This is a genomic window from Catenulispora sp. EB89, assembly GCF_041261445.1.
GTDB lineage: Bacteria > Actinomycetota > Actinomycetes > Streptomycetales > Catenulisporaceae > Catenulispora.
The window spans coordinates 144,736-167,549 of record NZ_JBGCCU010000014.1 but is presented as its reverse complement, the minus strand read 5'-3'; the positions used below and the strand labels follow the sequence as shown (position 1 = coordinate 167,549).

Here is a 22,814-nt window from a genome sequence, read left to right as displayed (position 1 = left end):
AGGTATCTCGGCCGCGAGGTATCTCGGCCGCGAGGTATGGCAGGGTCAGGTACCTCGAATCGATATACCTCGATGCCGAGGTACCTCGATGCCGAGGTATCGAGACGAGGCACGCAGCCGCCCCCCTGTTGAACCCCGCCCCGGATCGGCCTAACGTGCCGATATGCCCGAAACAGCAGCCGAGCTGCGGGCCGGGTTCCGCGCCGGGGCGCGTGGGCCGACGGCCGGGTTGGCGCCCGGCTTCCGGCAGGCGAACTTCCTCAGCGTGCCTGCCGGGTGGGCCTATGACGTGCTGCTGTTCATCGAGCGCAACCCGGAGGCCTGCCCGATCCTCGATGTCACCGACACCGGGTCGCGGCATACGCGGCTCGCCGAGGGTGCCGACCTGCGGACCGATCTGCCGTTGTACCGCGTGTGGCGGGACGGCCGGTTGGTCGACGAGACCACTGATGTCGTCGACGTGTGGCGCGAGGACTCGGTGACGTTCCTCACCGGGTGCAGCTTCAGCTTCGACAGTGCCCTGGCTCAGGCCGGGGTGCCGTGGCGCTATCCGGGGCGGAACGTCGCCATGTACAGGACGAACCGGCAGTGCCGGCCGGCCGAGCGGGTTCGCGGGCCGCTGGTGGTCTCGATGCGGCCGGTGCCGTCGGCGCTGGTTGGCACCGCCGGGCGGATCACGGCCCTGATGCCGGCGGCGCATGGGGCGCCGGTGCAGGTCGGCGATCCTCGACGGCTCGGCATCTACGACCTGGAGCGGCCCGACTTCGGGGAGCCGCCGGAGGCTGAGCCCGACGACGTTCCGATGTTCTGGGCCTGTGGCGTGACCCTGCAGGCGGCGGTGGTCGCGTCCCGGCCACCGTTCGCCATCACGCACGCTCCCGGGCACATGTTCCTCACCGATGTCCGGGAGCCGCCGGTCACTGTGTGACGCGCCAGGTCACGGCACTCGGGTAAGGATCTCCATGGCGTGCCCGTCGGGATCGTCGAAGTACACGCCGCGCCCGCCCCACCGCGTGTTGATCTCGCCGTGTCCGTCGCCGCCCGGCTCGGCGTAGTAGTCCAGGCCCTGTTCGCGGATCCGGGCGAAGGCGGCGTCGAACTCGTCGTCGTCCACGAGGAACGCGTAGTGCTGCGGCTGCGGATCGGTCGCGGTCATGTAGTCGAGTGTCACGCCGTTGGCGACGGCGACCGGCACGAAGCGCCCGAAGTCGGCGCCGACCTCCAGGCCGAGGATGGTGGCCAGGAACGCGGCCGAGGCGCGCTTGTCCCGGGCCCGGACGATGGTGTGGTTCAGCTGGATGGTCATGACTTCTCCTCGGTGGTGCGGATCATCAGCAGCATCGCCGCGGCCATGGCGGCGAGCAGCCCGGCGGCCACCGCGATCGCCGTGGCGTAGCCGTGGACGAGCGCGGCCTGGCGGCCGGACGCGGTGAGCGGATGGGAAACGAGATAGGCGGCGGTCACGCTCACCGCGAGCGAGTTGAGCACCGCGGTCCCGACCGAGCTGCCGACCTGGGTGGCGGCGTTGATGACAGCGGACGTTATACCCGCGTCGCGATGCGTCACGCCGCGGATCGCAAGCTGGAAGGCGGGCGGGAACAGCATCCCCATGCCGGTGCCGACCAGGATCTCGGCGGGCAGGATCGGCATCAGGTACCCGCTGCCGGGCGTCAGCCGGGTCATCAGGAACAGCCCGGTGGCGGCGACGAGCAGTCCCCCCGGCGATCAGGAAGCGGGGTGCGACCCGCGGCATCAGCCGGTTGCCCAACTGGTAGCCGCTGGTCGCGTTGGCCACCGCCATCGGAAGAACCGCGGCGCCGGCCTTCGCCGGTGAATAGTGCAGCACCTCCTGCAGGTGATACGTCAGCATCAGGAACATCCCGAACGCCCCGATCACCGCCGTGCCGACCGCGAGGCAGGCACCGGCCCGATTGCGGTCGGCGAGAATCCGCAGCGGCAGCATGGGATCCGGGACGCGGGCCTGCCGCAGCGCGAAGGCGGCCAGCTGCAGGACGCCGCCGATCAGAGCACTGATGACGACGCCGACGACCAGCCGTCCCGGGCCGCCTGACCGCACCCGAGCACCACGGCCGCGAGGCCGCCGGTGGCCAGCACGGCCGAAACCGCGTCCAGGCCGCCGCGCGCCGTCCCCGGCTGGTCTGGCAGAACTCTGCGACCCACGCTCAGTACCACCACGGCCAGGACGACGTTGACGTACAAGCACCAGCGCCAGCCCAGGTACTCGGTGATGACGCCGCCGAGCAGCAGCCCCGACGCCGCGCCGCTGCTGGCCACCGCACCGTAGACGGCGAACGCCCGGGCCCGCTCCCGCGCGCCGGTGAACGTCACCGCCAACAGCGACAGCACGCTCGGGGTGATCAGTGCGGCGGACGCACCCTGGAGCGCACGGCCTGCGGCCAGCACCGGAAGCGAGGGCGCCAGGCCCGCCAGCAGGGAGGCGAGGCCGAAGCCGGCCAGGCCGAGCTGGAAGGTCCGGCGGCGGCCGAACAGGTCGGCGACGCGTCCGCCGAACAGCAGCAGGCCGGCGAAACACACCGTGTAGGCCGTGACGACCCACTGGCGCTGGGCGTCACCGAAGTTCAGCGCGTGCTGCGCCGAGGGCAGTGCGATGTTCACGATCGTGGCGTCCAGGGCGGTCATGAGCTGCGCGGACGCGATCACGCCGAGGATCAGCCGGCTGGTGGCGGGACCGGTTTCGGACCCTTGGACGGCGGTCGCCGTGGTCATCGTCGACACCTCCCGGTAAACGGAGGGGTTCCCTCCGATACTAAGCGAAGGGGTTCCCTCCGTCTACTGCTAGGCTGGACCTCGACCGAAAGGGGTCCGCATGCGAGCCGACGCGCGCCGGAACCGGGAGCGGCTGATGACCGCGGCCCGGGACGTGTTCGTGGAACAGGGACCGGACGGGTCGCTGGAGGAGGTCGCGCGCCGGTCCGGCGTGGGCATCGCCACGCTCTACCGGCACTTCGCCGACCGCGGCACGCTGATGCACGCGGTGGTGTTGGAGGCGCTGATCTCGACGGCAGAGGCCGTGCGGCAGGCGCGGAGCGAGCACTCCGATCCGATGGACGCGCTGGCCGCGTACATCCACGCGGTAATCGACCTGCGCACGTCGGCGGTGATCCCGGCGCTGCTCGGGGCGATCGATCTGGACGAGCCGCGGATCAAGGAGGCGCGGACGGCGTCGGCGCACCTGGTCGAGGACTTGCTGGATACGGCGCGCAAGACCGGCGGGTTACGGGAGGACGCGGCGTTCGCCGATGTCGGGTTGTTGGTGGTGCGGGTGTCGCAGAAGCTGCCGGGGCCGTTCAGCGATGAGGTGCAGATGGAGTTGGCGCATCGGCACGCCGATCTGCTCATCGCCGGGTTGCGGGCTGAGGGTTCGCGGGTGCCTTTGAGCGGGCCGACGATGCATCTGGCGGATTTGCAGCGGTTGTTGCCGAATGGCGAGGACGGCTCGTGAAAACGCCGCGGTGCGGGCCCTTCCCGCCGGGGAGCCCGCACCGCGACTTCGGTTGTTGCTAGCCGCTGTAGACGGCGTTGCTGCCGTACAGGACGTTCGTGAAGCTGGAGATGTAATCGTGGATGTCCGTGGCGCCGAGGTTGTACGTCATGAAGACCCCGTAACCCCCGTCCACCGTCTGCTGCGCGAGGCTGGCCGCGTCGCTGGACGGCGTTGACGTCACGTCGATCGCCGCCGGCGAGAGCTGGCTGTTCGGCAGGTTGATGCTGGGCACGTTCCAGGAGTCGTAGTACGGGTTCCACGCGTAGTCGAACAGCGGGCCGACGTCGGTGCCGTCGTAGGTCAGGCTGGAGGCCGCCGGGCCGATGTCGTACATGGTGATGAGCTTGTTCGGCATGTCGTTGCGCAGCGCCTGGACCAGGTAGACGAAGGAGCTCGCGTTGGGCTGGCCGGTGCCGTTGGTGCCGTAATCGGCGTACTCGTCGTCGAAGTCGATGCCGTCCAGGCCGTACTGCGTGACGGTGGTGGACAGCTGCTGCGCGAAGGCCGCGGCGGCCGACTGGGACGGGAAGTTGGCGAAGCCGGCGCCCTGGTGGTTGCCCAGGACCGAGAGCTCGACCTTGATGCCCTGCGCCTGGAGCGGCCGGATCTGCGTCGCCGCGTTGTCCAGGACGCTCTGTACCTGCGAGTTGAACGACAGGTAGGCGTTGGTGCCGTCGTAGTTGATGTTGGCGGCGAATATCACGGCTATGTCGAAGACGTTCGCGCCGCCGTTGGCGAGCGTGTACTTGCCCACGTTCAGCATGCTGTTGTTGTTGACCTCCACGTACGCCACGGAGATCGGACCGCTCTTGCCGGCCGAGGTGCCGGCGTGGCGCGCGCCGTGGCCGGCCTTCGCGGCCGCGGCCGCAGGCGCGCTCTTAGCCTTGGCGGCCTTCGCCGGGGCCGCCTGCGCGACGCCCGCCATACCGGCGAACGCCAGCGTCAGCGCGCTGGTGGCGAGCAGGACCTTCCACCTCGATCTGGATCCGCGCATCGTCGATCAAGCTCCCTTGCTGGATGAGGGTGACAGGTGGGCGCTCGGTAGATAAACCGATTCAGTGAGGTGAATATGCTCTCGTGTCGGGGAGGTGTCAAGACCCGCGCATCAGTTGTCGCGTCCTGTGATCATGCGTCGGTTTTCTGCCGTTGGTCCTTCGTACCGGCGTTGACACGGTGGTGAAACGGGGGCATCCTGAGGTAGCCCTGAAGCGATTTAGGTACGGCTCGCGCGACCGAAGCAGGCCACCGCCGGCGAGGGCACCGTTCAACCTGGACAGTTGAACGCGTTGCCAGGCCTTGGCCGGGTGCCCAAACTGTTGTTCCCGTAAGAGTGGGCAGCCGCAGCTTGGGAGATGCCATCAATATGCTTACACAGAAGTCGGTGACCAGGTCACGCACCGGGTCGCTGGCCGCTGCGGCCTTGCTCGCCGCCGCGACCGTCGGCCTCGTGGCCCCGGGCAGCGCTTCGGCGGCCAGTGTCGGTTCGGCCCACGCGACGGCAGCGGCAGTCCCCTCCTCGACCCCGGTCGCGATCCACTCGGGCTGGTTCGGGCTGAAGGCATTTGCCAAGGCCACCACCTGCCTCGACAGCAATGCCGGCGGAAGCGTCTACACGCTTCCGTGCCAGGTCCCGGGCAACAAGTACCAGGACTGGAACTGGACCGAGTGGCAGGCCTACTCGCCCTACTCCGGTTACTACTACTTCTACTCGCTCCAGGATCAGGCGACCGGCCGCTGCCTGGACAGCAACGCCGCCGGCCAGGTCTACACCACCAACCCGTGCCAGGCGCCGGGGAACGCGTATCAGGACTGGAACTCGCCGGGCTTCGCCTCCAGCACTGGGACCACCTTCACCGACACGGCCACCGGCCTGGCGTTGTACCAGAACGTGAGCAACACCAATGTGTTCACCGGCGGCCCCGGCGACTACAACAGCTTCTGGTTTCCCATCCAGTAGCCTCCGGCGTAACCGCGCGTCACTGCCGCCGGCTGCGCCTCGCACTCGGTCATGTGCTCCACGATGTGCCGTATCGCGAGGTCCTGGGCGCGCAGGTGGGCCTGGAGGCGCTCGCAGGCGTGCAGCACGGCTTCGGCGTCTCGGTAGGTCATCTCCGCGCGGCGGTCGGCGGCTTGGCCGATGACCTGCTGGCCGACCATGATGACGAACATCAGCAGCAACTGCGTCAGGCTGGACAGGAACAGCAGGAAGGCGAAGGGGTACGGGTCGAAGCTCAGGACGCCGGTCTGGGCCAGGATGATCCAGCCGAGTTGGAAGACGGTGGCGATGTAGAACGCTGTCATGGTGCCGCAGCGGTGCGTGATCCAGGCCGCGAGGCGGCCGTTGACGCCGACGTGCTCGTCGGCCATGGTCGGCGGCGCCTCGAAGCGCAGTCCGTGCGAGGCCAGCTCCAGGCGCTCGTTGTCGTCCAGGTCCGCGCAGCTGGACAGGTGCTCGTCCTGCGCGATGAGGTGGTTCTGGATCTGCTCGCAGTCGTGCAGGATCGCCTCGGCGTCCTCGAAGGTCTGCCGTGCGCGGCGGTCGCCGGTGCGGCCCAGGACCTGCTGGCCGAGCAGGATGATGAAGATCAGCAGGAGCTGTACCACGTTGCCCAGGAAGAGCATGAACGGGTACGGATATGGATCGAAGCCTAATGCGCCGCGCGACCCGAGGATCATCCACGCCGCTGTGATCGCCGCGCACGCGTAGACGGTCCACATCGAACCTATCTTGCGGGTGATCCAGGCGGCGAGGCGTCCGTTGAACCCGATGTACTCCTGGCCGGTGTGGGCGTGGCCGTGGTGGTGCCGGAGGTATACCCGCGGGTGGCGCAACGTGGTGTAAAGGCTCATGGAGCATGAAAATAGCCGACCGTTGGCCGACCGGCGCGGGCCGGTCGGCCAACGGGTTCGTCAACCGGTTCGTCTTCCGGACTGGGGTCAGGCGTTCGCGGGCTTGAAGTGGAAGACCGCGGTGGGAATCAGGCCCCTGTCGTCCGGCGGCGGGGTGCTGCCCTCGGGGTAGAAGGCGAAGTTCACGTCGACCGGGGCGATGTCGCTGTCCGCGCCGGCCGGCACGACCGCGTCGAGGTCGTCCGTCGTGTCCGAGTAGACCGCGACCGGCTCGTCGCCCCGGTTGTCGACGTTGGCCGCCGTCATGCCCATGACCTGGAAGTCGGTGCCGATCGGCAGGCCGTTGCCGCTGATCACGTCGCAGCCCGTGCCGGTGCGGCCGGGGCCGGTGTAGAGCGCGACGTTGCCGATGCCGACCAGGCCCAGCGCCATGGACATCGCCTGCACGTCGGCGGCCGGGCCGCAGGCGGCGTCGTAGCCGTTGTTGCTCTGGACCGGCAGGCCCTGCGAGTGGTTCGTGACCCGGGTGGTGTGCGTCGTGTGGTTGGTGCCGGTCGCGGCGACCGCGATGGCGGCCGGGGCGGTGAGGACGCCGGTGACCGCGAAGGCGACAGCGGCGGCACGTCGAGGACGGAGACGGGGATGGGTCATGGAGTGAAGCGCCCTTCGCTCGATCGACGGAAGCGCTCAGGCTGGCAACGGCGGCGCGCGGAGATCAAGTTCTGATACTCCGTTCGTGGCGCGGTTGCTCCGAACGGGTTCGCGCGCGCCGGGAGTTCCCGGATGACCGGTCGGCCCAGTGCGGTCGCGGGTCGTCGGCGGCGCTGCCTACGGTCTGATCGACGGAGCGTGGACCACTTCCGAGCGCGGGAGAGACCGGCATGGCGACGGTGACGGCGACGCGGATCCGGGCGGTCGTCTGCCGTTCGGCTGCCTTGGGCCTGCTGTTGTTGTTGCTGCTGCTCAGCGGAATGTTCGGGTGGAGCGTGCCGCAGGCGGCGGCGCGCGTTGCGGCCGCGACGATCGGCGCGGACGCCCCGATCCAACTGGACCGGACCGGGCAGATCACGGACCAGGTCGGCGCGCTCGGCGACCGGCGTGACCAGGTCGCGACGGCGCTGAACCAGCTCGACTCGCAGCGCGGGATCCAGCTGTTCGTGGCGTATGTCCGCGACTTCTCGGGGAAGGCCCCGGCGGACTGGGCCAACGAGACCGCGACCAAGAACGGCCTCGGGCTGCACGACGTGCTGTTGGCCGTCGCGACGCACGCTCGTCAGTACGGCTACTCAACGGACACCGACTCCGGTGTGACGTCCGCGCAGTTGGCCTCGGTCGCGACGGCCGCGATCGAGCCCGCGCTGCGCCAGAACGACTGGGCCGGTGCGGCCATCGGTGCGGCCGACGGGATCAACGCCGTGATGGTCGGGCAGCCGGTGCCGGCGGTGGCCATCACTCCCGGGCATCCGGATCCCGGGGCGTCGTCCTCCTCCTCGTCCTCGGATGCCGGCTGGATCGGGGGGACCGTGGTGGTCGTCGGTGCCGTCGGTGTGGGTGCCTACGCGTACTCGCGCTCGCGCCGTCGACCGACAGCGGCGGGAGGACCCGGCGGGCAGGTTCCGCTCAAGGAGTTGGACGCGTCGGCCAAGCATGCGCTGGTCGCCACCGACGACGCGGTGCGGACGAGCGAGGAGGAACTCGGCTTCGCCAGTGCGGAGTTCGGGGACGAGGCGGCGGCTCCGTTCGCGGAGGCGTTGGCCGAGGCCAAGGCCGAGTTGATGGCGGCGTTCCGGCTGCGGCAGGCGCTGGACGACGAGATCCCGGAGGACGAGCCGACGCAGCGTCGGATGCTCGCCGAGATCATCGAGCGCTGTCGGCGTGCCAATACCCGGCTGGACGCGGAGGCCAAGTCCTTCGATCGGCTGCGGGCCCTGGTCGAACACGCTCCGGCCGCGCTGTCCGCCGCTACCGAGGCCGCCTCGGCGCAGACCGCTCGTGTCTCGGCTGCGGCGGCGCATCTGCAACAGCTGCGTACGACGTATGCCGATTCGGCGACCGCTCCCGTCGTCGGGCATCCGCAGCAGATCGCCGACCGGTTGGCGTTCGCGAACGAAAGCCTCTCCGCCGCTCGGACCTCACTGGACGGCAACGACCGGCGGCGCGCGGCGGTGCTCATCCGGGGCGCCGAGGCCGGGGTCGAGCAGGCCGGGCTGCTGCTGGACGCGATCGACCGGCGCTCGGCCGAGCTGGACGCGGCGGCCGCCAAGCTCCCCGCGGCGCTGGCCGAGATGGACTCCGACCTGGCCGACGCGCACGGCTTGAGCGCGTCGCAGGGTGCTGCGGCGGCTTCGGCCGACTTGGCGGGACGCGCGGCACGTGCGCGTCAGGTGCTGACGACGCTGCGCCAGGAGATGGCCGGACGGTACGACCCGATCGACGCGTTGCGGCGTGCCGAGGAGGCCGACGCACTGCTGGACGAGGCGCTGGACGCGGTGCGGGAGCGGGAGCAGAACGACCGGCGGGCGCGCAGCCTGTTGGAGCAGGCGACGTTGACGGCGCGCAGCGAGATCGCCGCCGCGGAGGACTTCGTCGCGACGCGGCGCGGTGCTGTGGGGAGCCAGGCCCGGACCCGGCTGGCCGAGGCGAAGCGGCTGTTGCAGCAGTCGGCGGCGGCTGCCGGCAGCGATCCGTCGCAGGCACTGGCGTTGGCGCAGCAGGCCGACGGCCGCGCGCGGCAGGCGATGGCGGCGGCGCAGGGTGACGCCGACCGGTACCGCTCGCCGTACGGCGGTCAGTCGGGGTCGATGGGCGGCGCCGTGCTGGGCGGGATCATCCTCGGCGACCTGCTCGGCGGTGGGCGCGGCGGGCGCGGCGGACGGGGTGGCGGCGGCTTCGGAGGCGGTGGCGGCGGCGGTTTCGGTGGCGCCGGCCCCGGCAGCTTCGGGGGCGGCGGCACGCGAGGGCGCCTCGGGGGCGGCGGCAGGTTCTGAGTTCGATCACCGACGAAAGGGCACGACGATGACCAAGCAGACCATCCTGGGCCGCGTGAAGCAGCTGGCGAAGGCCAATATCAACGCCCTGCTGGACTCGGCCGAGGACCCGCAGAAGATGCTGGACCAGCTGATCCGCGACTACACGAACAACATCTCCGAGGCCGAGGAGGCGATCGCCACCACGATCGGCAACCTGCGACTGATGGAGGCGGACAACGCCGAGGACGTGAAGTCCGCCAAGGAGTGGGGCGACAAGGCCCTGGCCGCGAGCCAGCGCGCCGACGCCCTGCGCACCTCCGGCGACAACGCCGAGGCCGACCGCTTCGACAACCTGGCCAAGGTCGCCCTGGAACGCCAACTCGCCGCCGAGCGCCAGACCGCGGCCGCGGCGCCGACCATCAAGGGCCAGCAGGAAGTGGTCGACCAGCTGAAGACCGGCCTGAACTCCATGAAGGAGAAGCTGAACCAGCTCCGGACCAAGCGCGACGAGCTGGTCGCCCGCTCCAAGTCGGCGCAGGCGCAGTCGCACGTCAACGACGCGCTGAAAAGCATCGACATCATGGACCCGTCGAGCGAGGTCAGCCGCTTCGAGGAGAAGGTACGGCGCGAGGAGGCGAAGGTGAAGGGGCAGCAGGAGCTGGCGGCTTCGAGCCTGGACTCGCAGTTCAACGATTTGGAGGACCTGGCCGACAAGGCGGAGGTCGCGAAGCGGCTGGCGGCGCTGAAGACGGGGTGAGGCGGCTCGGGCTCAAGCGCGGGCTCGGGCTCGGGCTCGGGCTCGGGCTCAAGCGCGGGTGCGGCGGCCGGGTCAAGCTCCGGGCAGTCAAGGCGCGAATCGCGCCAGCAGCAGAAATGGCGAGGCCGCCGCTCCCTCACAAGCGACGGCCCCACCGGTCTCACAGCGCAGCCGGCCTCACAACCCGGCCACGCTCACAACGCACTCCCTGGCCTCACAGTTCGGTCGGCCCCAGCTCGGGCACCGGTCGCAGCTCGACCTCCGTGCCGCGCGCGCCGTGCAGTTCCAGCACCACGACCTCGTTCGCGCCGGCGCGCAGGACCGGGCCCGGGACGTACAGCGAGCCCTGCGGGCCGCGCGACCAGTAGCGGCCCAGGTTGAAGCCGTTGATCCAGGCCACGCCCTTGGTCCAGCCGGGCAGGTGCAGGTAGGTGTCGGCGGGCTGCGCAACATCGAACTCGCCGCGGTGGAAGCAGGGTCCGACCACCGCTCCGTCGCCGTCGGCGAAGGCCAGGCCCGACAGGTCGTCGAGGGTCAGCGGGCGCGAGGTCCAGCCGGTCAGCGGCGCGTCGTTGAGGTACACCCCGCCGATCAGGCCCTTGCGGTCGGCCAGCTTCGCGCCGTAGTTCACCCGCCCCTGGTTCTCGACCAGCACTCGCAGCTCCGCGCCGCCCTGCGGCACGGTGAACGACACCACGTGCTCGTGCCGCTCGCGCTCCAGCACGCCGACCGGCTGGCCGTCCACGAACACCTGTGCGCGGTCGCCGATCTGGTCGAAGGCGACCGTCGCCGGGCCCGCGGCCGACGCCGGGAGCCGCGCCTCGTACAGCACGAACCCGAAGTCCTGCCCCAGGCGCTCCATCGTGAGCGGCGCCTCGGAGTCCTGCGCCGTGCCCAGAGCGTCCAGCGCGGCGTCGGCGAACAGCGGCGCGCGCCGCGTCAGCTCGATCGAGACCGGCGGCAGCTTCTCCCCCGGCTCGGGGATCTCCTCGTCCGGGACCGCCTCGTACTTGCCGATGATGGACCGGAACCGCCGGAACTTCTCCGTCGGGTCCCCGGCCTCGTCCAGCGGCGAGTCGTAGTCGTACGACGTGACCGTCGCGCGGTACGTGCCCTTGTCGTTGGCGCCGTTCAGGAAGCCGAAGTTGGTCCCGCCGTGGAACATGTAGAAGTTCACCGACGCGCCGGCCTGGAGCAGCTCGTCCAGCGCGGCTCCGGCGTCGTCCGCCGAGCGCTGCGCGTGCACGCCGCCCCAGTGGTCGAACCAGCCGTTCCAGAACTCCGCGCACATCAGCGGGCCGGTCGGCTGCTGCGCACGCAGTGCCGCCAGCGAAGCCGTCACCTTGCCGCCGAAGTTCGCCGTGGCCAGGACGCCGGGCAGCGCGCCCGCGGCCAGGTCGCCGGGCTGGTCCGAGGTGAACAGGGGTACGTCGATGCCCCGTGACGTCAGCGCCTCGTACAACCGCTCCAGATAGGCGGTGTCCGATCCGTACGCCCCGTACTCGTTCTCCACCTGCACCGCGGTCACCGGCCCGCCGGCCGTCCCCAGGCGCGGCAGCACGATCGGCATCAGCGCGTCGAGGTAGCCCTCGACCGCCTGCAGGAACGCCGGATCCGTGCTGCGCAGCGCCAGGTCCGGGTCGGCGAGCAGCCACGACGGCAGCCCGCCGCCCTCCCACTCGCCGCAGATGTACGGCCCGGGCCGCAGCAGCACGTGCAGCCCCTCGGCGGCGGCCAGGTCCAGGAACGCCGCCAGGTCCAGGATCCCGTTGAAGTCGAACTCGCCGGGCCGGCGCTCGTGCAGGTTCCACGGCACGTAGGTGTCGATGGTGTTCAGGCCCATGAGCCGGGCCTTGCGCAGCCGGTCGGACCACTGCGCCGGGTGGACTCGGAAGTAGTGCAGACCGCCGGACACGATCCGGAACGGCCGACCGTCGAGGACGAAGCCGTCGTCGGTGATGTCGAGTACTGCCACGTTCGTGTTGCTCCCTGTGCTACGTCACGGCAGGCCCCAGGGTGCGGCCGGGCGCCCATCGATCGCGATGGATCAGCCCCGGCCGCACCGGCCCCGCGTGAGTCGGACTCCTCTGGCGCCGCGCCGCTACTTGACGGTGAAGCCCTGGTCCTTGGCGTACTTGGTCGAGGCGTCCTGCCAGGCCTTCAGGCCGTCGGCCAGCGACGAGCCGCCGATGTAGGCCTTGCCGGCGGTGTCGTTGAAGACGCTGTTGGCGTAGACCTGGAACGGCAGGTACGACCAGCCCGGCGCGACCTCGGAAGCGCTCTGCGCCAGCACCTGGTTGATCTTCTGGTCGCCGAAGTAGGCGTCCGACTTGTTCAGGAAGTCCGGCGAGTTCAGCTGCTTCACCGTGGCCGGGAAGGCGCCATTGTCCACGCGGGTCTGCGCGCCCTCGTCGACGGTCGCGTACTTCAGGAACGCATAGGCCAGCTTCTGGTTGGTGCTGGCCTTCATCACAGCCAGCGAGCTGCCGCCGTTCTCGGAGGTGACCTTGCCGCCGGCCGTCCACTGCGGCATGGGGGCGACGCGCCACTGGCCGGAGCCGTTCTTCACGCCGGACTCCAGCGAGGCGGGCATCCAGGCGCCGATGGTCAGCGAGGCGATCTTGCCGGTGTTCATGCCCTGGTACCAGGCGTCGCTCCAGGAGCTGACCGGCGCCAGGTCGTGGCCGTCGATGAGCTGCTGCCAGGCCGCGGTGAACTTCTGGGTGCCGGGGTCGGTGGCGAAGTTGACGCCGACGTTGGTGCCGTCGACGGTGTACGGCTTGCCGCCGGCCTGCCAGATCATGCTGGTGGTGAAGCCCGCGTCGCCGGTGTCGTTGGTGATGTAGGCGGTCGGGTCGGCGGCGTGGATCTTCTTCGCGTCGGCGATGTACTCGTCCCACGTGGCCGGGGGCGTGGTGATGCCGTTCTTGTCGAAGACGGTCTTGTTGTAGAACAGCGCCATCGGGCCGGAGTCCATCGGCAGGCCGTAGACGCCGCCGGCGGACTGGACCGCGTTCCACGGGCCGGGGGTGAAGGTGCCGTTCAGCGCGGCGGCGCCGAACTGGTCCAGGTTCGCCACCGACTTGGTCAGCTCGAACTGCGGCAGCGCGTAGTACTCGATGTGCGCGACGTCCGGGACGCCCTTGCCCGCCTGGACCGCGTTCTGCAGCGCCTTGTACTCGTCGTTGCCGGTGCCGGCGTTGACCAGGTTGACGTGCACGTTCGGGTACTTGGTCTGGAAGTCGGCGACCACCTTCTTCAGGGTCGGCTCCCAGGCCCAGACGGTCAGGTTGCCGCCGGCGGTCAGCGCCGCCTGCAGGTCGGCGTCGGTGACCGTGGCGGACTGCGCGGAGCCGCCGGAGCCCTTGCTGCCTCCGCTGCTGGAGGAGCTGCCGCAGGCGGTGGCGGCGAGCGCCACGGCCAGTGCGGTCGCGCCCAGCAGGACGCCGCGACGACGGGTTATGGTCATTGCTGTTCCCTTCTCTTGCATCGGAGGGTTCCGCGGTCGGGCCGGGGCGCCGTCAACCTTTCACGCTTCCGGCGCTCAGGCCCGACTGCCAGTACCGCTGGAGCAGCAGGAACGCCGCGATCAGCGGGATGATCGTGATCACCGAGCCGGTGATGACGAGGTTGAAGACCACGTCGCCGCCGGCCGTGTGGGCCTGGTCGTTCCAGGTGCTCAGGCCCAGCGTCAGGGGGTACCAGTTCTGGTCCTTCAGCATGATCAGCGGCAGGAAGTAGTTGTTCCAGGTCGTGACCACGTTGAACAGCAGCACCGTGACGATGCCGGGGCCCAGCAGCGGCAGGCTCACGGAGAAGAAGGTGCGGAACTCCCCCGCGCCGTCCATCCGGGCCGACTCCATGATCTCGGCCGGGACCGCGTCGGCGCTGAAGGTCCACATCAGGTACAGGCCGAACGGCGAGATCAGCGAGGGGATGATGATCGCCCACGGGGTGTCGGTGAGCCCCATCTTGGAGAACATCAGGAAGGTCGGGACGGCCAGCGCCGTGGCGGGGACCGCGACCGCGCCGATCACGATGGCGAACACGGCCTTCTTGCCCGCGAAGTCGAACTTGGCCAGGCCGTAGCCGGCCAGCGTGGCCAGCATGGTGGCGCCGCCGGCGCCGACCACGACGTACAGCAGGGTGTTGAGCAGCCAGCGGCCGAAGATGTCGTGCTGGTAGCTGAAAGTGTTGCTGACGTTGGAGAAGAACCCGAATCCCTTGAACCACAGCCCGAAGGAGTTGAACAGGTTCTGCTGGGTCTTGGTGGCGTTGATCGCCAGCCAGGCCAGCGGCAGCAGGGTGTAGAGCGCCATCACCGCGCACAGCACGGTCAGCGTGACGCTCTTGCGGGGGCGCTGCGACGCGCGCCGGGCCTTGGCCCGGATCGGCGGGGTGGCGTTCCGGGGACGTCCCCGGTTAGCCGTCTGCACCGTTTCCAAAGGCTCCGTGGTCATCGGTTCAGCCCGCCTTTCGCATGCCGCGCAGCTGGACGGCGTAGGCGACGATCATCGTGGCCACGCCCATGACGATGGCGACGGTCGCGGAGTAGTTGAACTGCTGGCCGTCGAAGGACAGCGAGTAGGCGTAGTAGTTCGGCGTGTAGTACGTGGTGATCGCGTTCGGCGCCAGGTGCTTGAGGATGCTGGGCTCGCTGAACAGCTGGAAGCTGCCGATGATCGAGAAGATGGTGGCGATGACCAGGGCCGGGCGCAGCGCCGGGAGCTTGATCGACCAGATGATGCGGAACTGGCCGGCGCCCTCGATCGCCGCCGCCTCGTACAGCGAGGGGTTCACCACCCGCAGCGCGGAGTAGATGATCAGCATGTTGTAGCCGACCCACTCCCAGGTCACGATGTTGCCGATGGAGGCCAGGATCAGGTGCGGGGAGAGCGGGTCGGGCAGCGTGACGCCGAAGTGCTTGTCGATGTCGCGGACCAGGCCGAACTGGGTCCCGTACATGAAGCTCCACATGAGCGTGGCGACGACGGCGGGCACCGCGTAGGGCAGGAACACCGAGATCCGGAAGAACGCCGCGCCGTAGAGCCGGCCGCTGTCGATGGCCAGCGCCAGCAGCAGGGCCAGGCCGAGCATGATCGGGACCTGGACCACCAGGAACAGCGCGACCCGGGCGAAGGACGTCCAGAACTGCGAGTCGTGGATCGCGTCGCTGTAGTTCTGCAGGCCGACGAACTGGGTGCCGCCGATCAGCTTGGTCTTGTACAGGCTCAGGTAGATCGAGTAGCCGATCGGGGCGAGGAAGACCAGCGCGAACAGGGCCATGAAGGGGCTGACGAACTTCCAGCCGGCCAGGGACCGCCGCCGTCCCGCGGCGCGGCGCGGGGCCGGGCGGCGGGCGAGGTCCAGGGGTGGGGACGTCATGGTCTGTCTTCGCTCCTTGCTTCGCTTCGGATCTGCGGTACTGGAGGGACCGCGGGCACTGTTCGGGCTGCAGGCACTGTCCGCACTAGGGCAGGACGAACGTCTCGAAGGCCAGCACCGCCATGCCCAGGGACACCGGGTTGTCGGCGATGCGGGAGGCTGCCAGGGTGACCGCGTCGTAGGGGACGGTCAGGGAGAACTCCTTGACCACCGGCTCGACCGCGGCCAGCAGCGGCTCGCCGAAGGCGGCGCTGACCCAGCCGCCGACCACCAGCAGTTCGGGGTTCAGCATGTTGACGGCGTTGGCCAGGGCCATCCCCAGGGGCCGGGCGAACCGTTCCAGCGTGGCCACCGCGACCGGATCGGCGCGGCGTGCGGCCTCGGCCAGCTTGGCCACGGTCGCCGCCTGGTCGCCGGGGACCAGCAGCGGGCTGTCCGGATCGACCTCGGTCAGCAGGTCGAGCAGCGCGGCGGCGCCGACGTAGGCCTCGACGCAGCCGCGGCTGCCGCAGTGGCACGGCAGGCCGTCGGCGACGAGCACCGTGTGGCCCCACTCCCCCGCGCTGTTGGTCCGGCCGCGCAGCAGCCGGCCCTCGGCGACGACGCCGAGCCCGACGCCGGTGCCGAGGTTCACGACCACGCTGTCGTCATGGTCGCCGGCCTCCCCGAACATCATCTCGGCCAGCGTTATCGCCTTCAGCGGGTTGTCCAGCAGCACCGGCAGGTCGCAGCGCCTGGTGAACAGGGAGGTGAACGGCACGCCGTGCCAGCCCCAGTTCGGCGCGTGCACCGAGACCCCGCCCTCGCGGTCCACCTGGCCGGGCAGGCTCACCCCGACGCCGGCGACGTCCGCCGCGCTGACCCCGGCCAGCCCGGCGATCACGCCCTGGATGCTGTCCACGACATGGCCGACCACGGAGTCGGGGTCGTCGTCGGTGGGCGCCACCGGCATCTGGAAGTGCCCGACCCGCGTCATCGCCTGGTCGAAGATCTCGGCGATGACATGCGTCTCGGCGAGGTCCACGCCGACCAGGTAGGGCGCCCCGGCCCGCATCGTCAGCTGGCTGGCCGGACGGCCGCCGCCGGAGCGCGTGCTCTGCGTCTCGGCCAGCAGCCCGGCCGCGGTCAGCTCGCCGATGATCGTCCCGGCCGTCGCGACGGACACCCCGAGCTGCGCGGCGACGTCGCCCCGGGTCAGCGTGCGGCCGCCGTAGAAGCTCCGCATCACTTCCACGCGGTTCGCACGGCGTAGGTCGCCGGACAGGCGGGGTCGCATCTCGGGGGCTCCTCGCGGTTCGCAAGTGGTGGGTCGCCGAGCCCGCCGGGGGCTCGGTGAGGCTTGAGATTACGCAGACGTGTCGGGTTCGTAAACCCCTTAGCGAAACCGTTATTAAAAGGGTTATCAAATCGAGGCGGGAGAGCGGATGCCGGTGCTGGAGGCGTCGGGAGCCGGGTCGACGCGGACCGCCTCGATCGGTCAGCCAGCCGAAGCCGGCCCCGCCGTCGAAGCCCGCACCAGCAGCCGCGTCGGCAGCATGATGTGGGTGGCGTCCGGCTCCGCCTCGCCGCGGATCAGCCCGATCAGCAGTTCCACCGCGCGCCGTCCCATCTCCCGGATCGGCTGCTCGACCGTGGTGAGCATCGGGGTGCAGCGCGTCGCCTCGGGGATGTCGTCGAAGCCGACCACCGACAGGTCCTCCGGCACGCGCAGCCCCATGCGGTGCGCCACCTCGATCGTCGCGATCGCCGACAGGTCGTTGGCCGCGAACACCGCGGTGGGCCGGTCGGGCTCGGCCAGCAGCCGCGCGGCCTGCTCGGCGGCGGTGTCCGGGTCGTAGGAGCCGAGGCGCAGCAGGTCTTCGTCCACTGCGACGTCGGCGGCGGCCATCGCCTGCCGGAAGCCCTGCTCGCGCAGCTGCGCTGACAGCAGGTCCGGCCGGCCGGTGAGCATCGCGATCCGGCGGTGGCCCAGGGCCAGCAGGTGCTCGGTGGCCGCGAGGGCGCCGCGCAGGTTGTCGGAGTCGACGGTCGGGCGGCCGCCGGGGCCGGTGTGCGGGTCGACCGCGACCACCGGGGCGCCGTACTGCAGGTCGACCACGGTGGGGGTGACCAGGACGGCTCCGTCCACGAGCGTGCCGGACAGCCGGGAGAGGTAGCGGCGCTCCCAGCCCACCTGGTCGCGGGCGCGGCCGCCGGCCGAGTAGACCACGAGCTCGAACCCCGAGCCGCGGATCGCGTCGCCGGCGCCCTTGAGCAACTCGGCGCTGAAAGGTTCAAGGTCGGCCACCAGGATCCCGATGACGTTCGTCTGGTGGTTGCGCAGGCTCTGCGCCACCAGGCTCGCCTCGTATCCGAGCTCTTCTATCACGGCCTTGACACGGGCCGTGGTGTCCGCGGACACGCCGTAGCGGTCGTTGAGCACCTTGGAGACCGTGGCGACCGAGACGCCGGCCTGCCGGGCGACGTCGCGGATGGTCACGCGTGGAGGAACGGGATCGGTCTGCACGCGGCCCAGGATACTGCCCGCCGAAAACGATATCGATAACGATTGACACGATGTTTCGGCGGGCGCAGACTCTGACCCGCCCGCCGCGTCGCGCGTGGCGTCGGCTCCCCGTTGCCAAAGCTTTGTCCAGGAATGGATCACGGTGAGCACCCGCGCTCGTGGGCGGACCGGTAATCCTCCGACGGAAGGAGCACCACTCATGCACAACCGCAGACTGGCCGCCGCGCTGGCGGTCGTGGCCAGCGCCGCGCTGGCCGGCAGCCTGGCCCTGGTCAGACCGGCGGCCGCGGACACCTCGCTGAAGCAGCTCGCCGAGGGCAAGGGCAAGTACTTCGGCACCGCGCTGGTGCAGTCGAACCTGTCCAACTCCACGCTGGTCGGGGTCGCCACGTCGCAGTTCGACATGATGACGCCGGGCAACGAGATGAAGTGGGACACCACCGAGCCCTCGAACGGGAGCTTCAACTTCGGCCCCGGCGACGCCCTGGTCGCCTTCGCGCAGGCGCACTCGATGCGCGTGCGCGGGCACAACCTGGTGTGGCACAGCCAGCTGCCCGGGTGGGTGTCGAGCCTGCCGTCGAACCAGGTGCAGGCGGCGATGGAGACCCACATCACCACCGAGGCCACGCACTACAAGGGCGAGGTGTACTCCTGGGACGTCGTCAACGAGCCCTTCAACGACGACGGCACGCTGCGCCAGGACGCGTTCTACAACGCCATGGGATCCGGCTACATTGCGGACGCCATACGCACCGCGCACGCCGCCGACCCGAACGCCAAGCTCTACCTCAACGACTACAACATCGAGGGCGAGAACGCCAAGAGCAACGCCATGTACTCGCTGGTGCAGTCGCTGCTGGCGCAGGGCGTGCCGATCAGCGGGATCGGTCTGGAGAGCCACTTCATCCTGGGCCAGGTGCCCTCCACGATGCTGGCGAACATGCAGCGCTTCGCGGCGCTCGGCCTGGACGTCGCGGTGACCGAGCTCGACGACCGGATCCAGCTCCCGGCCAGTTCCGCGAACCTCCAGCAGCAGGCCTCGGACTACTCGACCGTGGTCTCGAACTGCCTGGCGGTCACGCGGTGCGTCGGCGTCTCGCAGTGGGGCGTGGGCGACGCCGACTCGTGGATCCCGGGCACCTTCTCCGGCTACGGCGCGGCGACCATGTACGACCAGAACTACCAGCCCAAGCCCGCCTACACCGCGTCGGTCAACGCGCTCGGCGGCTCCTCCGGCGGGTCGAGCTCGTCGAGTCCGAGCACGCCGACGTCGTCGAGCTCGTCCTCGGGCGGCGGTGGCGGGGCGTGCAAGGTGAGCGACACGGTCGACGCCTGGAACACCGGGCTGACGGAGAACATCACGATCGACAACACCGGATCAGCGGCGGTCAGCGGCTGGAGCCTGGTGTTCACACTGGCGTCGGGGCAGACCATCACCAACGGCTGGAACGCTTCCTACAGCCCGTCCTCCGGCCAGGTGACGGCGACGAACGCGAGCTACGACGGGGCGATCGCACCGGGCGGCTCGGTGAGCATCGGGTTCCAGGCCACGCACACCGGGAACGCCGCGGCGCCGGCGTCGTTCAGTCTCAACGGTCAGGCTTGTAGCAGCTAGCAGTCAGTAGCCAGCAGTCGGCAACCAGCTGTCGCCGATCAGCAACAGCTCAGCGCCGAGCGTCGGCCGCGCGAGAGAACGTCCCGCGCGGCCGACCCCGGTCAGCACCGTTGCCGCTCAGCAATTGTCACGCCTCTGAAGTGCGGACAAGCCCTGCTCCGGAGCGCTTCGTACTGGCTACGCTCTGGGCATGAGCGTGGATCCCGAGGACCGTTTCGAACTGCCGCGGAAGTTCCAGCACGGAGTCATCCGGCGGGAGCGCTGCGACCGGGTCGACGTCGAGACGATCTCGACCGGCGCCTCCGGAACGGACCCGCAGGGCCATGCGACGTGGCGGAGCATCGACCTCATCGTGGCGAAGAACGGGCCCGCGGCGGCGGTGCGTGCGTTCGCCGAGACCAGCGCCGCCGAGGACGTGAACTTCTCCGGCTTCAGCTGGGGCCGCGGCACCGTCTACGACAGCAAGCTCACCGACCGCCGCTGGCCCTTGATGCTGCGGCTGCTCGATCTGGTGCGTTCGGCGCCGGATGAGGAGTATGGCGAGGCCGTCGCGACGGCCGAGAAGATGCGCGACGAGTTCCCGGTACCGGCGGTCCGCGCGGCCATGGCGGTGCTGGCGCCGGACCGGCCGGAGTGGTGCTCGGCGGACATCGCGGACTACTCCCCCGACGCCGACCACGACAACTACACAGCCCGGCTCCTGATGCTCGCGACGATGTCGCGGGAGCAGGCGCGGGAGTTGGGCCGGCGGATCCGGGACTGGATGTGGGTCAACGACGACCGGCGCGCGGAGGGGACGTTCCTGGCCACGATCGACGCCGGGGCGGACGAGTTCCTGATCGGGTGTCTGGAGAAGAGCCGGTGGCACGCGCTCAATCTGCTGCCGAAGCTGCCCAGCGAGCTGGCCGTCAACACCCTGATCGCGGAGCTGGGGCCGAAGGACGCGCAGGCCGCGCTGTTGGAGGCGGCCAAGCGGTTCCCGCGCCGGGTGCTGCGGCGGTTGGCCGAGGCGGAGCCGGCGACGCAGGTGGATTACGTGCTGCGGTTACATGTCGCGGCCGATCCTGAGCGTGCGCGTTCGGAGCTGGGGCGGCTTTCGGAGGTCGCACGGCAGCGGGTCGAGGTGTTGCTCGGCACGGCCGGTGCCGACGGTGGTTCCGGAGCTGCCACGGAGGCCGAACTCCCCCGGGTTCTGGTCGTCCCTCCGTGGACGGATCGCGAGACCAGCAAACCGGTCCCGCTCAAGGGCCTGCCGATTCCGGCGCCGTACTTCTGCTGGCCCTCGCGTCAGAGCGCGGGGCGGACCTCGATTCCCGAGCCGGATCCTTCGACAGCGGACCCGAAGGACCAGAGCACGATCGTGCTGACCCTCGCGGACTGGTTGAACTCGGAGTACGAGCCGTACTCCGAGGCCGCTGACGTCTTCTTCCGGCGCTACCCCGAGCAGGCGGTGCGGCACCTGTTGCCCAGCGCGCTCGGCACGGCCGGGCCCGAGCGCAGGTCGGCCGAGGCCGCGGTGCGGTTCGTGGCCCGGCACCGGCTGGCCGACGTCGTCGCGCTGGCCGCCGAGTCCGGGGCGGAGGCGGCGGCCGCGACGCGGGCGGTGCTGGACCGGCGGGGGCTGGACGTCTTCCCGAAATCGATGCCGGCGGTGCCGTTGTGGGCCGATCCGGCTTCGCTGCCCGGGATCCTGCTGGCCGGCCGGCAGGCGGCGCTGCCCACGTCCGCGGTGCGCGTGGTGGTGCAGATGCTGACCATCTCCTCGCGGCGGGAGGCGGCGCCGTACGGCGGGATCGAGATTGTCGCAGAGATCTGCGATCGGGCTTCGCTGGCCGACTTCGCCTGGGGACTGTTCGAGAACTGGGCCGGGGCCGGGTATCCGACCAAGAAGCTGGGCTGGGCGTTCGACACGCTGCTGTGGTTCGGGAACGAGGAGACCGTGCGGCGGCTGGCGCCGCTGGTGCGGGCCTGGCCCGGCGAGGGCGGGTCGGCGCGGGCGGCCGGCGGGCTGGACGTGCTGATCGCCGTCGGCGGGGAGGAGGGGCTGCGGGAGGTCTACGACATATCGCAGCGGTCGCCGTTCGCCGCGCTGCGTGCCGAGGCCGCCAAGCGGATCGCGAAGGTGGCGGCGGCGCGGGGGCTGAGCGCGGACCAGTTGGAGGATCAGCTGGTGCTGGACCTCGGCGCCGGGGCGGAGGGGACGCTGCGGCTGGACTACGGTGCGCGCGGGTTCACGGTCGGGTTCGACGAGTTCGTGCAGCCGTATGTCGTCGATGCTGTCGGCAAGCGGCGCGCGTCGCTGCCCAAGCCGACGGCGAAAGACGACGCCGAGCTCGCGGCCGAGGCGCAGCTGCGTTTCAGTGTGCTGAGGAAGGACGCGAAGACGCTCGCGGTGCGGCAGGCGGCGCGGCTGGAGCGGGCGATGGTGACCGGGCGGCGCTGGTCGGGTGCGGAGTTCCGGGCCGTGTTCGTCGAGCATCCGCTGATGCGGCTGCTCGGGCGGCGGCTGGTGTGGGGCGAGTTCGACGTGGCGGAGGCGGGAGCGGGAGCGAGGGCGGGGGCGGCGGGGCCGGGGGCGGGAGCCGGAGCGGGGGTGCTGCGCGCGACGTTCCGGATCGCGGAGGACGGCACGCTCGCGGACGTCGCGGACGAGCGGTTCGTGTTCGGCGCCGACACCACCGCGAGCACCATCGGCCTGGTGCACCCCGTGGACCTCGGCACCGAGCTGCCGCGCTGGGCCGAGATCTGCCACGACTACGAGATCATCCAGCCCTTCCCGCAGGTCGGCCGCCCGGTCTTCGCCCTGACCCCGGCCGAGCGCGAGGCGACCCGCCTGGACCGCTTCTGCGGCGCGCAACTGCCGACCGACAACCTGCTGGCGCTGCACCGCAGCCCCGGCTGGGGCTCGGCCGCCTTGTGGGACGCCGGCCGCACCGTGGCGACGGGCCGCCGGCTGCCGGATCGCAGGATCCTGATCGTCCGCGTCAGCCCCGGCTACCGCGAAGGCCGCCTCGCCGACACCCCGGAGCAGACGATCACGGACGTCTGGCTCGCCGCCACCGACGCCAACGGCCGCCACGGCGCCCGCGACCAGGCGCTGGAGCTCGGCGCGCTGGACGCGGTAGCGGCGAGCGAGATCGTCGCCGACTTGACGGCGGCGGTGGGGGCTTGAGCGGGCTGGATCTTCGGGAGTCGGCGGCTGGGAC

General features: G+C 70.4%; 19 protein-coding genes. 7 read left to right on the top strand and 12 right to left on the bottom strand.

Features of this window, described 5'->3' with window-relative positions:
- Positions 1-163 precede the first annotated feature (163 nt).
- Complete coding sequence (locus tag ABH920_RS27905) at positions 164-928, top strand: putative hydro-lyase (protein ID WP_370352119.1); 765 nt, start codon at positions 164-166, stop codon at positions 926-928.
- 9 nt (positions 929-937) lie between these two features.
- Here ABH920_RS27905 and ABH920_RS27900 read toward each other — a convergent pair whose 3' ends face one another.
- The 3 genes from ABH920_RS27900 to ABH920_RS27890 all read right to left on the bottom strand — a co-directional run bounded on the left by ABH920_RS27900 (position 938) and on the right by ABH920_RS27890 (position 2,748).
- Entirely contained in the window at positions 938-1,306 is a 369-nt protein-coding gene (locus tag ABH920_RS27900) for a VOC family protein (RefSeq protein WP_370352118.1), read from the bottom strand.
- Positions 1,303-1,683: a hypothetical protein gene (locus ABH920_RS27895; protein WP_370352117.1), complete on the bottom strand. Its 381-nt coding sequence runs from the start codon at positions 1,681-1,683 to the stop codon at positions 1,303-1,305. Before ABH920_RS27895 ends, ABH920_RS27900 begins: the two co-directional genes overlap by 4 nt.
- A 339-nt stretch (positions 1,684-2,022) precedes the next feature.
- Complete coding sequence (locus ABH920_RS27890; protein WP_370352116.1) at positions 2,023-2,748, bottom strand: MFS transporter; 726 nt, start codon at positions 2,746-2,748, stop codon at positions 2,023-2,025.
- A gap of 100 nt (positions 2,749-2,848) precedes the next feature.
- Between ABH920_RS27890 and ABH920_RS27885 the strand changes: the two genes are divergently transcribed.
- Complete coding sequence (locus ABH920_RS27885; RefSeq protein ID WP_370352115.1) at positions 2,849-3,484, top strand: TetR/AcrR family transcriptional regulator; 636 nt, start codon at positions 2,849-2,851, stop codon at positions 3,482-3,484.
- A 58-nt stretch (positions 3,485-3,542) separates the two neighbouring features.
- Here ABH920_RS27885 and ABH920_RS27880 read toward each other — a convergent pair whose 3' ends face one another.
- Positions 3,543-4,451, bottom strand: coding sequence for an endo-beta-N-acetylglucosaminidase H (locus ABH920_RS27880; RefSeq protein WP_370352218.1), 909 nt, complete (start codon positions 4,449-4,451; stop codon positions 3,543-3,545).
- 456 nt (positions 4,452-4,907) lie between these two features.
- Here ABH920_RS27880 and ABH920_RS27875 point away from each other — a divergent pair, with 456 nt between their 5' ends.
- Entirely contained in the window at positions 4,908-5,483 is a 576-nt protein-coding gene (locus tag ABH920_RS27875) for a hypothetical protein (protein ID WP_370352114.1), read from the top strand.
- Here ABH920_RS27875 and ABH920_RS27870 read toward each other — a convergent pair.
- Together ABH920_RS27870 and ABH920_RS27865 are read right to left on the bottom strand one after the other, a co-directional pair.
- The gene (locus ABH920_RS27870; protein WP_370352113.1) at positions 5,453-6,376 is read right to left on the bottom strand and encodes a DUF1003 domain-containing protein; all 924 of its coding nucleotides are present in this window, start codon (positions 6,374-6,376) and stop codon (positions 5,453-5,455) included. The genes ABH920_RS27875 and ABH920_RS27870 overlap by 31 nt on opposite strands.
- Positions 6,377-6,463: 87 nt before the next feature.
- A complete protein-coding gene (locus ABH920_RS27865; protein ID WP_370352112.1) occupies positions 6,464-7,027 on the bottom strand; it encodes a hypothetical protein in 564 nt (187 codons plus the stop codon).
- Positions 7,028-7,257: 230 nt separating this feature from the next.
- Here ABH920_RS27865 and ABH920_RS27860 point away from each other — a divergent pair, with 230 nt between their 5' ends.
- Together ABH920_RS27860 and ABH920_RS27855 are read left to right on the top strand one after the other, a co-directional pair.
- Entirely contained in the window at positions 7,258-9,363 is a 2,106-nt protein-coding gene (locus ABH920_RS27860) for a TPM domain-containing protein (protein WP_370352111.1), read from the top strand.
- Between the two features lie 28 nt (positions 9,364-9,391).
- Entirely contained in the window at positions 9,392-10,102 is a 711-nt protein-coding gene (locus ABH920_RS27855) for a PspA/IM30 family protein (RefSeq protein WP_370352110.1), read from the top strand.
- Positions 10,103-10,316: 214 nt separating this feature from the next.
- Here ABH920_RS27855 and ABH920_RS27850 read toward each other — a convergent pair whose 3' ends face one another.
- From ABH920_RS27850 to ABH920_RS27825, 6 genes are all read right to left on the bottom strand, one after another.
- Positions 10,317-12,077, bottom strand: coding sequence for a beta-galactosidase family protein (locus tag ABH920_RS27850; RefSeq protein WP_370352109.1), 1,761 nt, complete (start codon positions 12,075-12,077; stop codon positions 10,317-10,319).
- Positions 12,078-12,203: 126 nt separating this feature from the next.
- Positions 12,204-13,571 carry a sugar ABC transporter substrate-binding protein gene (locus ABH920_RS27845; RefSeq protein WP_370352108.1) on the bottom strand — a complete coding sequence of 456 codons (1,368 nt, stop codon included), beginning with the start codon at positions 13,569-13,571 and terminating at the stop codon, positions 12,204-12,206.
- A gap of 52 nt (positions 13,572-13,623) precedes the next feature.
- Positions 13,624-14,562, bottom strand: coding sequence for a carbohydrate ABC transporter permease (locus ABH920_RS27840; protein ID WP_370352107.1), 939 nt, complete (start codon positions 14,560-14,562; stop codon positions 13,624-13,626).
- Between the two features lie 4 nt (positions 14,563-14,566).
- A complete protein-coding gene (locus tag ABH920_RS27835; protein WP_370352105.1) occupies positions 14,567-15,487 on the bottom strand; it encodes a carbohydrate ABC transporter permease in 921 nt (306 codons plus the stop codon).
- 85 nt (positions 15,488-15,572) lie between these two features.
- The gene (locus tag ABH920_RS27830) at positions 15,573-16,763 is read right to left on the bottom strand and encodes an ROK family protein (RefSeq protein ID WP_370352104.1); all 1,191 of its coding nucleotides are present in this window, start codon (positions 16,761-16,763) and stop codon (positions 15,573-15,575) included.
- A gap of 201 nt (positions 16,764-16,964) precedes the next feature.
- Positions 16,965-17,993, bottom strand: a complete 1,029-nt coding sequence (locus tag ABH920_RS27825; RefSeq protein WP_370352103.1) for a LacI family DNA-binding transcriptional regulator — start codon at positions 17,991-17,993, stop codon at positions 16,965-16,967.
- 199 nt (positions 17,994-18,192) lie between these two features.
- Between ABH920_RS27825 and ABH920_RS27820 the strand changes: the two genes are divergently transcribed.
- Positions 18,193-19,608: an endo-1,4-beta-xylanase gene (locus ABH920_RS27820; protein ID WP_370352102.1), complete on the top strand. Its 1,416-nt coding sequence runs from the start codon at positions 18,193-18,195 to the stop codon at positions 19,606-19,608.
- Between the two features lie 190 nt (positions 19,609-19,798).
- Positions 19,799-22,780, top strand: a complete 2,982-nt coding sequence (locus ABH920_RS27815) for a DUF4132 domain-containing protein (protein WP_370352101.1) — start codon at positions 19,799-19,801, stop codon at positions 22,778-22,780.
- Positions 22,781-22,814: the final 34 nt, after the last annotated feature.

Excerpts from the sequence above, each read along its gene's own strand:
- ABH920_RS27905 (WP_370352119.1), top strand. The coding sequence starts at position 164 with ATGCCCGAAACAGCAGCCGAGCTGCGGGCCGGGTTCCGCGCCGGGGCG.
- ABH920_RS27880 (WP_370352218.1), bottom strand. The coding sequence starts at position 4,451 with ATGGCGGGCGTCGCGCAGGCGGCCCCGGCGAAGGCCGCCAAGGCTAAG.
- ABH920_RS27900 (WP_370352118.1), bottom strand. The coding sequence starts at position 1,306 with ATGACCATCCAGCTGAACCACACCATCGTCCGGGCCCGGGACAAGCGC.
- ABH920_RS27830 (WP_370352104.1), bottom strand. The coding sequence starts at position 16,763 with ATGCGACCCCGCCTGTCCGGCGACCTACGCCGTGCGAACCGCGTGGAA.
- ABH920_RS27840 (WP_370352107.1), bottom strand. The coding sequence starts at position 14,562 with ATGACCACGGAGCCTTTGGAAACGGTGCAGACGGCTAACCGGGGACGT.
- ABH920_RS27855 (WP_370352110.1), top strand. The coding sequence starts at position 9,392 with ATGACCAAGCAGACCATCCTGGGCCGCGTGAAGCAGCTGGCGAAGGCC.
- ABH920_RS27865 (WP_370352112.1), bottom strand. The coding sequence starts at position 7,027 with ATGACCCATCCCCGTCTCCGTCCTCGACGTGCCGCCGCTGTCGCCTTC.
- ABH920_RS27860 (WP_370352111.1), top strand. The coding sequence starts at position 7,258 with ATGGCGACGGTGACGGCGACGCGGATCCGGGCGGTCGTCTGCCGTTCG.
- ABH920_RS27845 (WP_370352108.1), bottom strand. The coding sequence starts at position 13,571 with ATGACCATAACCCGTCGTCGCGGCGTCCTGCTGGGCGCGACCGCACTG.
- ABH920_RS27815 (WP_370352101.1), top strand. The coding sequence starts at position 19,799 with ATGAGCGTGGATCCCGAGGACCGTTTCGAACTGCCGCGGAAGTTCCAG.
- ABH920_RS27885 (WP_370352115.1), top strand. The coding sequence starts at position 2,849 with ATGCGAGCCGACGCGCGCCGGAACCGGGAGCGGCTGATGACCGCGGCC.
- ABH920_RS27895 (WP_370352117.1), bottom strand. The coding sequence starts at position 1,683 with ATGACCCGGCTGACGCCCGGCAGCGGGTACCTGATGCCGATCCTGCCC.
- ABH920_RS27890 (WP_370352116.1), bottom strand. The coding sequence starts at position 2,748 with ATGACCACGGCGACCGCCGTCCAAGGGTCCGAAACCGGTCCCGCCACC.
- ABH920_RS27870 (WP_370352113.1), bottom strand. The coding sequence starts at position 6,376 with ATGAGCCTTTACACCACGTTGCGCCACCCGCGGGTATACCTCCGGCAC.
- ABH920_RS27820 (WP_370352102.1), top strand. The coding sequence starts at position 18,193 with ATGCACAACCGCAGACTGGCCGCCGCGCTGGCGGTCGTGGCCAGCGCC.
- ABH920_RS27835 (WP_370352105.1), bottom strand. The coding sequence starts at position 15,487 with ATGACGTCCCCACCCCTGGACCTCGCCCGCCGCCCGGCCCCGCGCCGC.